The sequence below is a fragment of the Streptomyces sp. NBC_01012 genome, assembly GCF_045162755.1.
Lineage (GTDB): Bacteria > Actinomycetota > Actinomycetes > Streptomycetales > Streptomycetaceae > Streptomyces.
Genome location: NZ_CP108688.1, coordinates 6,268,645 through 6,280,408, shown reverse-complemented (window position 1 = coordinate 6,280,408; position 11,764 = coordinate 6,268,645). Strand labels below are relative to the sequence as shown.

The 11,764-nt window shown below is 72.9% G+C and carries 7 protein-coding genes; 2 read left to right on the top strand and 5 right to left on the bottom strand.

Annotation, left to right across the window (positions count from 1 at the left end; all coding sequences use genetic code 11):
* Positions 1 to 49 precede the first annotated feature (49 nt).
* From OG623_RS28250 to OG623_RS28240, 3 genes are all read right to left on the bottom strand, one after another.
* Entirely contained in the window at positions 50 to 2,122 is a 2,073-nt protein-coding gene (locus tag OG623_RS28250; protein ID WP_406150298.1) for a tetratricopeptide repeat protein, read from the bottom strand.
* Between the two features lie 217 nt (positions 2,123 to 2,339).
* Entirely contained in the window at positions 2,340 to 2,966 is a 627-nt protein-coding gene (locus tag OG623_RS28245) for an NUDIX domain-containing protein (RefSeq protein ID WP_406150296.1), read from the bottom strand.
* An 89-nt stretch (positions 2,967 to 3,055) separates the two neighbouring features.
* Positions 3,056 to 4,726 carry a CTP synthase gene (locus tag OG623_RS28240; protein ID WP_406150294.1) on the bottom strand — a complete coding sequence of 557 codons (1,671 nt, stop codon included), beginning with the start codon at positions 4,724 to 4,726 and terminating at the stop codon, positions 3,056 to 3,058.
* 459 nt (positions 4,727 to 5,185) lie between these two features.
* Between OG623_RS28240 and OG623_RS28235 the strand changes: the two genes are divergently transcribed.
* Together OG623_RS28235 and OG623_RS28230 are read left to right on the top strand one after the other, a co-directional pair.
* Positions 5,186 to 6,988 carry a glycoside hydrolase family 15 protein gene (locus OG623_RS28235; protein WP_406152026.1) on the top strand — a complete coding sequence of 601 codons (1,803 nt, stop codon included), beginning with the start codon at positions 5,186 to 5,188 and terminating at the stop codon, positions 6,986 to 6,988.
* Positions 6,989 to 7,045: 57 nt separating this feature from the next.
* On the top strand, positions 7,046 to 8,674 hold the full coding sequence (locus OG623_RS28230) for a PucR family transcriptional regulator (protein WP_406150293.1): 1,629 nt from the start codon (positions 7,046 to 7,048) through the stop codon (positions 8,672 to 8,674).
* 2 nt (positions 8,675 to 8,676) lie between these two features.
* On the opposite strand, the gene OG623_RS28225 is transcribed toward OG623_RS28230, so the two are convergent.
* Both OG623_RS28225 and recN read right to left on the bottom strand, forming a co-directional pair.
* Positions 8,677 to 9,756, bottom strand: a complete 1,080-nt coding sequence (locus tag OG623_RS28225) for a glycosyltransferase family 4 protein (protein WP_406150292.1) — start codon at positions 9,754 to 9,756, stop codon at positions 8,677 to 8,679.
* 207 nt (positions 9,757 to 9,963) lie between these two features.
* Complete coding sequence (gene recN / locus OG623_RS28220; RefSeq protein WP_406150291.1) at positions 9,964 to 11,709, bottom strand: DNA repair protein RecN; 1,746 nt, start codon at positions 11,707 to 11,709, stop codon at positions 9,964 to 9,966.
* Between the last annotated feature and the right edge of the window lie 55 nt (positions 11,710 to 11,764).

Below are 11,764 nucleotides of genomic sequence, written 5' to 3'. Positions count from 1 at the left end.
CAGAGCCATCATTAATGAAGGGCTTCTCGCTGTCTAGCCTTACAAAGCATTAACTTTCGATCGAAGGACTACGGATTTCGTAGGTGGCGCCCTCCTCGCCCAGCAGCCTGTCCGCCGTCGCCCGGTGCAGACGCGCCGCCGCCGGGTCCCCGAGCCGGTCCAGGGTGTCCGCCAGCCTGAGCTCCAGCGCGGCCTGGAGGCGCACGTCACCCGCCCGCCGCGCCAGGTCGACGGCCTCCCGGCAGGTGTGCAGCGACTCCTGCGGCCGGCCCGCGTACTCCTGCACCCGCGCGACCTCGCTCAGCGCGCGCGCCTGGGCGGGTACGTCCCCGAGCCTGCGGTGGCAGGCCGCGGCCGCGCGCCAGTTGCGCAGTGCCTCGCCGTAACGCCCGGCGTAGGTGTGGACCGCTCCGAGCCGTCCGTACAGCCGCGCCTCGTCGGCCCGCTCGCCCTGTGTGAGGCGCTGCGCGAGCGCCCGGCCGTACCAGTCGGACGCCCGGTTGAAGTCCCCGAGCTCCGCGTAGGCGCCGCCTGCGGATTCCATCGCCCTGCCGGTCGCGTAGAGGTCGTTCGCCGCGCGTCCGGCGTCCAGCGCCGCCCGGTAGCGGGTCAGCGCCTCCCGCGTACGTCCGGTCCTGGCGTCCAGATCGGCGAGATTGAGCAGGGCGGCGGCCTTCTCACGGGGCAGGTCACGGCGCTCGGCCACATCGAGGACCAGCGCGTGCAGCCCGTACAGCACGGGTGCGGCGGCCTCGGTGCCCCGGTGTACGGCGAGGGCGCGGACGAGCGCGGCCACCAGTCTGCGGGCGAGGGTGTCCAGGTCCCCGTCCCGCACCGCGGCGCGGGCGGAGGCCAGCAGCGAGGGTTCCCTGATCCGCAGCCACTCGGCGGCGGGCTCCGGGCCGGGGAAGCGCAGCGAGCGCGGCAGTCCGTCGAGCCGGCGGCGGGCCGGTGAGCCCTCGGGTTCGGTCACCGCGCGGCAGGCCTGGAGCCTGCGCACGGTCCGCTCCAGCAGCCTGGCCCTGGCCAGCTGGATCTCGGCGGGCCGCTCCCGCTCCTCCAGCGCGGTGCGCACCAGCGGGGCGAGGCAGCCGGGCATCTCGTACTGCGGCAGATCGGCGCCGTTGGTCCTGAGCAGCCCGTGGCGGACGAAGTCCTCCAGGATGCCGTCGGCGGCCGACACGGAGCACCCGGCCAGCGCCGATGCGGTGTGGGCGTCGGCCAGCCCGGCGGGGGCGAGGGCGAGCAGCCGCAGTATCCGGGCCGCGGCCGGCGGGAGCGACTCGTGGACCAGCCGGAAGGCCCGGGCCAACGGGCGGTCGCCGCCCGGCTGTTCGCTGCCCTCCCGCTGGTCGCGCAGCTGCTTGGCGACATCGGCGACGGACGCTCCGGGCCGGGCGGCGAGCCACCCGGCGATCAGGGTCAGTGCGGCGGGCTGCCCACCGCACTCCTGCGTCAGCGCCTCGGCGGTCCGCGGATCGACCGTGATGCGGACCTGGCCGATGGTGCGGGCGAGCAGCCGCACCCCCGAGTCGGAGTCCAGCCCTCCGATGGTGCACGGGCGGACACCGGGGATGCCGGTGAGCGGGCCGGTCGAGGTGGCGACGACCAGGCAGTCGGGGTTGTCGGGCAGCAGCGGATCGACCTGCTCGGCGTCGATCGCGTCGTCCAGGAGGATCAGCGCCCGGCGTACGGCGAAGGCCTCGCGGACCATCTCGGAGAGCTCGTCCTCGTCGGCTCCGGGCGGGGTGGCGACGGAGAGCAGTTCCAGGAGCGCGCGTGCGGTGCGTTCACCGGGGACGCGCTCGCCGCCGGGTTCGGTCAGCGAGATCCGGAACACCCCGTCGGGATAGTCGCCGGGTTCCGCGAGCACACGGGCGAGTTCGGAGGCGAGCGCGGTGCGTCCGGATCCGGGCCGTCCCGCGATCAGCAGCACCCGGGCGCGCGCGGCCTTACGGCCTGCGAGTGTGTCGAGGCCCGCTCGCCCGATGTCTTCCTGAAGGGCTTTCAACTCTCGTGCGCGGCCGAAGAATTGATGCGTGGCGATGTCCGGCGGCTCCTTGGCTCCCGCCATCCCCGCCGCTTGCGCAGGGCCGCTGGTGTCCACCGCCTGATCGGTCACGGGCCACGCTCCACTTCGCTGCACGCGGTTGCCCGCCGGAAGTCCGGTCGGGGCCTTTCGAGCGTAGTTCAGTGGTGCGGACGATCACGGCCGAGCGCGGCAGAGACATCCCTCGATCGGATCAGCGTTTCATACGATCGGCCTCTGGGCGGCCGGGCAATCGGCCCCTGGTCCGCCGGGCGTCGGCCCGCCCCGTGGTGAGGACGGGCCGGACCGGTCAGGCCTCGAACGGGCGCGCCGGCCAGGGGGCGTCGGCCGGGCGCAGCGAGTCCACGCCGTCGCCCGCGAGCACAGCGGTGAGCGCCAGGGTGCCCACGACCAGGCAGTTGTTGTGCAGGTCGCCGGCGAGCACACCCCGTACGAGCTCGTCGAGCGGCACCCGCGCCTGCTCCATGTCGGCCTCCTCCTCGGAGACCTCGAAGCGCTCGCCCTCGGCCTCCGAGAGGTCCTGCGCCAGGAAGACGCGCACGGCTTCGTCGCAGCCGCCGGGCGTGGTGTAGACGTCGGTCAGCACCCGCCAGTCCTCGGCCTTGACGTGCGCCTCCTCGTAGAGCTCGCGCTGCGCGGCGTGCAGCGGGTTCTCGCCGGGGATGTCGAGCAGCCCGGCGGGGATCTCCCAGAGCTTGTGGCGCACCGGGTGACGGTACTGCCGGAGCACGAGGACGCGGCCGTCCCCGTCGAGCGCGAGCACGGCCACCGAACCGGGGTGGACCTGGTAGTCGCGGCTGTGGACGCTTCCGTCGGGCATCACGACGTCGTCGGTACGGACGCTGGTCTTGTTACCGGTGAAGGGGGTCACCGACGCGGTGACCTGCCATTCCTCGGGCGTGTCCTGGAAACCCATGTACGTCCTCCCACGAACAAAACAGAAACCGGGGCACGCATCCGGTGAAGGATCCGTACCCCGGTCAACCGTATCGCCTCGGGACGCGCCTACGCGTCGGCTCCGGTCCCCCGCGCCGCGACCTTGCGCTCCACGGCGGCCTTCACCAGGCCGGCGAAGAGCGGGTGGGGGCGGGTCGGGCGGGAGCGGAGCTCCGGGTGCGCCTGGGTGGCGACCAGGTAGGGGTGGGCGTCGCGCGGGTATTCGACGTACTCGACGAGCTTGTTGTCCGGGGAGGTGCCGGAGAAGACCAGGCCGGCCTTCTTCTCCAGCTCCGTGCGGTAGCTGTTGTTGACCTCGTAGCGGTGGCGGTGGCGCTCCTCGACGTACGGCTCGTCGGCGTACGCCTCGCGGACCAGGGAGCCCTCGGCGAGCTTCGCCGGGTACAGGCCGAGCCGCATGGTGCCGCCCAGGTCGCCCGCGCCCTCGACATACGCGAGCTGCTCCTCCATCGTGGAGATGACGGGGTGGCCCGTGGCGGCGTCGAACTCGGTGGAGTTGGCGTCGGGGATCCCGGCGAGGTTACGCGCGGCCTCGATCACGATGCACTGGAGGCCGAGGCAGAGGCCGAGCAGCGGCACCTTGTTCTCGCGGGCGTACTGGATGGCGCCGACCTTGCCGACCACACCGCGCTCGCCGAAGCCGCCGGGGATGCAGATGGCGTCGACGTCACCGAGCTGCGTCTGCGCGCCGGCGGGGGTCTTGCAGTCGTCGGACGCGACCCACTTGACCTTGACGCGAGCCTTGTTCGCGAAGCCGCCGGCCCGGATCGCCTCGGTGACCGAGAGGTAGGCGTCGGGCAGGTCGATGTACTTGCCGACCAGTGCGACCGTGACCTCGTGGTCGGGGTTGTGGACGCGGTCCAGCAGATCGTCCCAGACGGTCCAGTCGACGTCACGGAAGGGCAGGTCGAGCTTGCGGACGACATAGGCGTCCAGGCCCTCGGTGTGCAGCACCTTGGGGATGTCGTAGATCGACCGGGCGTCCTTGCACGCCACCACGGCGGCCTCGTCGACGTCGCACATCAGCGAGATCTTGCGCTTGATGGCGGTCGGCACGTCGCGGTCGGCGCGCAGCACGATGGCGTCCGGCTGGATACCGATGTTGCGCAGGGCGGCGACGGAGTGCTGGGTGGGCTTGGTCTTCAGCTCGCCGGACGGGCCGATGTAGGGCAGCAACGAGATGTGCACGACGAAGACGTTGTCGCGGCCGACCTCGTGGCGGACCTGGCGGACGGTCTCCAGGAAGGGCAGCGACTCGATGTCGCCGACCGTGCCGCCGACCTCGGTGATGACGACATCGACGTCGTCGGTCGCCATCCGGCGGATGCGGTGCTTGATCTCGTTGGTGATGTGCGGGATGACCTGGACGGTGTCGCCGAGGTACTCGCCGCGCCGCTCCTTGGCGATGACCTGGGAGTAGACCTGCCCGGTCGTGACGTTGGCCGAACCGTCGAGCTCGACGTCCAGGAAGCGCTCGTAGTGCCCGATGTCCAGGTCGGTCTCGGCGCCGTCGTCGGTGACGAACACCTCACCGTGCTGGAAGGGATTCATCGTGCCGGGGTCGACGTTGAGATAGGGGTCGAGCTTCTGCATGGTGACCCGAAGGCCACGCGCCTTGAGCAGGGCACCCAGGCTGGAGGCAGTCAGACCCTTGCCGAGGGAGGAGGCGACACCCCCGGTGACGAAGATGTGCTTGGTCGTCGTGGATGTGGGCTGCATAGCCAAAGGGGGCTCCCGTGGTCGCGATCGTGAGGTGCGTGCCGGCGTGCCGTAAGGAGAATTCCTGCGGTGCCGTCGCTGCGGTTCGGGGGTCTCGTCACCTGTCGGGACGACCACCGGTCCACGGGCTACCAGGGTAACAGCGACGAAGAGGGGCCGCTTCCGTCCGCACCCTCCCCCGGTGGGCACAGGATCAGCACGTTTGTCGCAGGTCCCACGCATTTCACGGTGACGGATGATGGACGAAGGGTGACGGTCGACCGACAACCGGCGGACGGTGCGCGGAAGCCCCAGGTGCGTCGTATCCTGCTCGGACATTCGCTGCCGAGTCGGCCGCGGCCCAGCGGCACCACCCCAGCCCGCTCACCCGTGCAAGAGCTCGTCGGTTCTATTACAACGACCCCTTGACCAGCAGTAAGCGCCCTGCGGGGCGACATGGCCGTTCGACTGGAGACGCACGTGGCCGGGCGCATCGAGGACTACGCACTCATCGGAGACATGCAGACCGCTGCCCTGGTCTGCCGGGACGGCACAGCGGACTGGCTGTGTCTCCCCCGCTTCGATTCACACGCGATTTTCGCCGGACTTCTCGGCACCGAGGAGAACGGCTTCTGGCGACTGGGACCCGCACATCCCGAAGGGACGGAGCCGCCGACCGCGGACCGCCGCCGCTACCGTGGCGACTCGCTCGTCCTGGAATCCGAGTGGGACACGCCCCGCGGCACGGTCCGGGTGACCGATTTCATGCCGCCGCGTGACGGTGCCCCCCAGCTCATCCGCATCGTGGAGGGCGTGAGCGGCCGGGTGCCGATGCGCTCCGAGCTGCGCATGCGTTTCAGCTACGGGCGGGTCACCCCCTGGGTGCACAAGGTCGACGGCCGTACGGTCGCCGTCGCCGGGCCCGACTCGGTGTGGCTGGACACGGACGCGGACACGTACGGCCGGAATCTGACGACGTACTCCGACTTCACCGTGGCGCCCGGCGACCGGATCGCGTTCACCATCAGCTGGCAGCCCTCGCACCACGAGCCGCCCTCCGTGCCGGAGCCGGAGTCGTCCCTGGAGGCGACGGAGAACTTCTGGCGCGAGTGGGTCGAACAGTGCACCTACCACGGCCCCTACCGTGAGGCCGTGGTCCGTTCGCTGATCACGCTGAAGGCGCTCACCTACGCGCCGACCGGCGGCATCGTGGCCGCGCCGACCACCTCCCTGCCGGAGGACATCGGCGGCTCGCGGAACTGGGACTACCGCTACACCTGGCTGCGGGACGCGGCGATCACGCTGTCCTCCCTGCTGCGCACGGGCTACCGCGAGGAGGCCCGCGCCTGGCGCGAGTGGCTGCTGCGGGCCGTCGCCGGCGACCCGGAGAACCTGCAGATCATGTACGGCATCGCGGGCGAGCGTGAGCTCGGCGAGGCAGAGCTGGACTGGCTGCCGGGGTACGAGAACTCCGGCCCGGTCCGGGTCGGCAACGGCGCGGCGAACCAGCTCCAGCTCGATGTGTACGGCGAGGTCACCGAGGCGCTGCACCTGGCGCACATGACGGGTCTTGCCCGTAACGACTACGCCATGGGCCTCCAGCTCAGGCTGATCGACTATCTGGAGAAGCACTGGGACGAGCCCGACGAGGGCATCTGGGAGGTGCGCGGGCCGCGCCGGCACTTCGTGCACTCCAAGGTGATGGCCTGGGTCGCCGTCGACCGCACGATCAAGCTGATCGAGTCCGGCGACGTGGAGGGCCCGCTGGAGCGGTGGCTCCAGCTGCGTGAGGACATCCACCGCGATGTCTGCGAGCGGGGCTACGACAAGGAGCGCAACACCTTCACCCAGTCCTACGGGTCGAAGGAGCTGGACGCGTCCCTGCTGCTGATCCCGCAGATGGGCTTCCTGCCGCCCGACGACAAGCGCGTCATCGGCACGATCGAGGCGATCCAGCGGGAGCTGTCCACGGAGGACGGCTTCGTGCTGCGCTATCCCACCGAGGGTGACGACGCGGGTGTCGACGGCCTCGAAGGGGACGAGGGCGCGTTCCTGGCCTGCTCGTTCTGGCTGGCGGACGACCTGGCGATGATCGGCCGGGTCGACGAGGCACGCCGGCTCTTCGAGAAGCTGCTGTCCCTGCGCAACGACCTGGGCCTGCTGGCCGAGGAGTGGGACTCGGGGCTCCAGCGTCAGGTGGGCAACTTCCCGCAGGCGTTCAGCCATGTGCCGCTGATCGACACGGCGCTGCGGCTGACGGCCAGCGGGGCGTACGCCGGCTGATCTGCCCGCGGGCCGGAGCAGGAGCGCCGACGCGCACGAACGGGAGCGAAGGGGCCGGTGGAGGCAGAGGGCGGGATCACCGTGCGGCGGGCCCTGGAGCTTCCGGGGCTGCGCGGCGGGCTCCCGGAGGTGCTGGCCTGCGCGGACCGGCTGGAGCGTACGGTGCGCTGGGTGCACGCCGGCGAGGCGCCGAACCTCCCCGACCTCCTCAAGGGCGGGGAGCTGCTCCTCACGACAGGGCTCGGTCTCGGGTCAAGGCCGGCGGAGCAGCGCGCCTATGTCCGCAGGCTGGCCGACCGTGGCATCGCCGCCCTGGTCGTGGAGCTCGGCCCGCGCTTCGGCCGGCTGCCCACGGCGATCGTGGAGGCGGCGCGGACGGCGGGGCTGCCGCTCGTCCAGCTGCACCGCGAGGTGCCGTTCGTGGCGGTGACCGAGGAGATCCACACCGAGATCGTCAACGGCCACTACGCCCTGCTCAGGCGGGCGGAGGAGGTGCACCGGCGGTGCACGGAGGCGGTGCTCGGCGGTGGCGGGGTGCCGCAGGTCCTGGGGATCCTGGCGGACTTCGCCGCGAATCCGGTGTTCCTGGAGACCCCGGACGGCCGGCTGCTCTTCGCGGCGGGCGCCGGTGCCGGGCAGGTGGGCGCCGATCCGCTCCAGGTCTGGGAGGGGCTGCGCGGGGCCCGTGCGGCCCGTGCGGAGCCGCCGGCGGGCACGGTCCTGGTGGAGGTGCCGGGAGGCGGCCTCGGGGCCGGTTCCGTACGGGCCAGGCTGGTGCTGCTCGCGGTGTCGGGCCCCCTGGCGGCGGTGCACCGGATGGCGGCCGAGCGGGCCGCGGGCATCCTCGCGGTCGTGCTGATGCAGGCCCGCCAGGAGGACGAGGTGGCGGCGCGGGGCCGCGGCGACTTCCTCACGGATCTCGCCGAGGGCCGGATCGCCCCCGATGACGCCCCCGCGCAGGCCGGAGTCCTGGGCTTCAGGTCCGGCGGGGATCCGCTGCTGCCCGTGGTGATGCGGCTCCCTCCCGAGTCCGCGCCTTCGGGTAGCTGGGCGCTGCTGGCACGGGCCGTGACGGAGGAGATCGCGGCGGTGGGGGCGCCGGTCCTGGTGGGGGTGCGCCCGGTGGAGGGCAGGATCCCGCTGCTGCTGGCGCTGCGCCCGGGGACGGCGCGCACGGCGCTCGCGGACCGGGTGGCGGCCGCGCTGCGGGCGGGCGCCGCGCGGGCCGGCCTGGAGCGGGCAGGGGACCGTACCCCGCTCGTCGTGGTGGTCGGGGCCGCGGGCGGCTGGGCATCGGCGGGCGCGGGGCTGCGGCACGCGGCGGACGCGGCGACGGCCGCGCAGGGGCTCGCCGAGCGCCCCTGGTACGACGCGCGCGGCCTGGACATCGATCTGCTGCTGTGGCGGCTGCGGGACCATCAGGATCTGGAATCGTTCGTGGACCGGGCGATCGGGCCGCTGCGCGAGCACGACCGCACGTCGCGTCCCGTGCTGCTGCCCACGCTGGAGGCGTACCTCGCGCACGCGGGCCGCAAGGCGGAGGCCGCCCGGGAGCTGCATCTGAACCGGCAGACGCTCTACAACCGGCTGGCCCGCATCGGCGAGCTGCTGGGCACCGATCTGGACGACCCGCGCTCCGTGCTGGCGCTGAGCCTGGCCCTGCGGGCGCGCCGCCACATCCGCTGAGATCAGCCGCGCGCGGCGGTCAGGGGCTGTGCCAACTCGTCGTAGACGGAGAGCACATGGGCGATCGTGTCGTCCTCGGTGGGCCAGCCGGCGGCCTGCACACGCCCCGAGTCCGCGAGCCGCTCCCGCCGGCCCGGGTCGTCGAGAAGCCGTGCGACGGCACCGGCGAGCGCCTCGGCGTCGCCGTAGGGAACCAGCTCGGCGGCATCGCCCACGAGTTCGGGCAGACCGTCGGCGCGGGCGGCCACCAGCGGGATCCCGAGCCGCAGGGCCTCCTGGGCGAGCAGCGGCCCGCCGTCGCCGATCCCGGACAGCACGGCGATGTCGGCGGCGGCGAGGAGTCCGCCGACGTCGTCGGGGCCGCCGGCGACGACCACGGGCAGCTCCTCCGCCGCGATCCGGCGCCGCAGGGCGCCCGCCCGGGGCCCCTCCCCCGCGACGGCCAGCAGCGGCACGGGGTCAAGCGCACGCCAGGCGCGCGCCGCGTCCAGCAGTGTCTCGTGCCCGTGCTGCGCGACCGACACCAGCAACGGCCTGCCGACCGCGCCCAGTTCGGCGCGGGTCTTGCCGTCGTCGACGCCGCCGGAGTAGCGGCTCGCGGGGATCGAGGCCGGCGCGAGCCTGGCGTCCCTCGCGCCCCGGCGGCGGGCCCGGTCGACCAGCTCCCACGAGGTGCCCAGCACAACGGCGGCCGCCTTGGCGGCTCTTCGCTCCAGCAGCCGCAGCAGCCGGCCCCTGGTGCCGTCGGCATGGGCACGGGTGTGCCAGGTCACGACCAGCGGGACGCCCCGGCCGCAGAGCGCGATCCCGGCGCGTACGGCGGCGTGCAGCCCGTGGGCGTGGACGATGTCAGCCCCGGTGCAGGCGGTACGCAGGGCGGCGACGGCCGCGGGGTCACTGCGCCGGGGCACCGCGACGAAGCGGGCGCCCGTCGCGGGAAGGCCGTGGGCGCGGCCGGAACCGGCGGGAGCGCACACGGTGACCTGTACGCCCCGGGCGACAAGACCCGCGGCGAGCGCGCTGACATGAGCGCTGCTTCCGGCACCGCCGCCCAGGACTTGGACCGTACGCAGCTGAGACACGTTGATTGGCTCCCGGGGATCCCTGGATCCCGAGTCGGTGGTGAGTACAGCGCCAAGGATGCCAGTCCGTACGCGCGTTCCGGGACTGACGAAACGTTGTTCCCGTCGTCACGTCGGCGGCGGGACGGCCCACCCCACCCGTACGAGTGAGGCGGGCGGCCCCGGCTGACGCCTGCGGGCCGCTTGTCCGTCCAGCTGCCTGTCCGTCTATCCGTCCGCTCGCGCGGTCTCCAGCAGCTCTTCGGCATGGGCCCTGGCGGTCTCCGAGTCCTCCTGCCCGGCGAGCATCCGGGAGAGTTCCCGCACCCGGTCCTCGCCTTCGAGGACCGTGACACCGCTCCTGGTCACCGATCCGTCCACGGTCTTCTCGACCAGCAGCTGCCGGTCGGCGAAGGCCGCCACCTGCGGCAGGTGGGTGACCACGACGACCTGCGCGGACCTGGCGAGCTTCGCCAGCCGCCGGCCGACCTCGACGGCCGCTTTGCCGCCGACCCCCGCGTCGACCTCGTCGAAGAGATACGTCGGCACGGGGTCGGAGCCCGCGAAGACCACCTCGACGGCGAGCATCACCCGCGACAGCTCACCGCCGGACGCGCCCTTGGCGATCGGCCGGGGCTGCGCACCGGGGTGCGGCGCCAGCAGGAGCTCCACCTCGTCGGCGCCGGACGGCCCGTAGAGCACGCTCCGGCCGCCGATGTCGATGCCGGACTCCTCGTCCGGCGCCTCGGTCTGCCGGATGGCGAAGGAGACCCGGGCGTGCGGCATCGCGAGCGACGCCAGCTCATCGGTGACGGCATCGGCGAAACGGGCCGCCGCCTCCGTGCGCGCGTCGGTCAGCTCCTGGCCGAGGACGGAGAGTTCACCGCGGAGCGCGTCGCGCTCGGCCGTCAGCTCACCGATGCGGTCGTCGTCGCCCTCCAGTTCGGTCAGCCGTGAGGCACCGTCCTCGGCCCAGGCCAGCACCGAGGTGATGTCCTCGCCGTACTTACGGGTGAGCGCGGTGAGCGCGGCGCGCCGCTCCTCCACTGCGGCGAGCCGCAGCGGGTCGGCGTCCAGCTGGTCGGCGTATCCGGCGAGCTCCCCCGCCACATCGGCCAGCAGGATCGAGATCTCGCCGATCCGGTCGGCGAGCGCGGCCAGTGCGGGGTCGTGCGCCCGTACGCCGTCCAGGGACCGTCCCGCGGCGGCGACCACCGTGGTGGCGTCCACGCCCTCCTGGTCCTCAGGATCACCCGCGAGAGCGGCATGGGCGAGGGCAGCGGCGGAGGCCAGCGCCTCCGCGTGGCCGAGCCGCTCGGCCTCCGCTGCGAGTTCGGTGTCCTCCCCGGGCAGCGGCTCCACCGCGGCGACCTCGTCGAGGCCGAAACGCAGCAGATCCGCCTCCTGGGCACGCTCCCTGGCCCGGGTGGTCAGCTCGTCGAGCTCGGTGACGACCGCGCGCAGCCGCCGGTAGGCCGCCGTGTACTTGGCGTGCGGGCCCTCCACCCGGCCGCCGGCGTACCGGTCGAGGGCCTGGCGCTGCCGTGCGGGCTTGAGCAGTCCCTGCTGGTCGGTCTGGCCGTGCACGGCGACGAGGTCGTCGGCGAGCTCGGCGAGCAGCCCCACGGGCACGGATCTGCCCCCGAGGTGTGCCCGGGAGCGCCCTTCCGCGGAAACGGTACGGCTGACGATCAGCGCACCGTCCTCGATCTCGCCCCCGGCCTCCTCGGCGCGTACCGCCGCCGCGTCGCCCCCGGACACCGTGATCCGGCCCTCGACGACCGCGGCCTTGGCCCCGATCCGCACCAGGGCGGGGTCGGCGCGCCCGCCGAGCAGCAGCCCGAGGCTCGTGACGACCATGGTCTTGCCCGCGCCGGTCTCACCCGTCACCGCGGTGAAACCGGGTGACAGCTCCACCACCGCGTCGTCGATGACTCCGAGCGACCGTATCCGCATCTCCTCCAACACGGACATGACCTTACGAGGTCCGGGGCCCACTGTGCGACGGGCCCCGGTGACGGATTCACTC

Coding starts and splice junctions, on each gene's coding strand:
- OG623_RS28245 (WP_406150296.1), bottom strand. CDS start 2,966: ATGGGTTTCCAGGACACGCCCGAGGAATGGCAGGTCACCGCGTCGGTG.
- OG623_RS28240 (WP_406150294.1), bottom strand. CDS start 4,726: ATGCAGCCCACATCCACGACGACCAAGCACATCTTCGTCACCGGGGGT.
- recN (WP_406150291.1), bottom strand. CDS start 11,709: ATGTCCGTGTTGGAGGAGATGCGGATACGGTCGCTCGGAGTCATCGAC.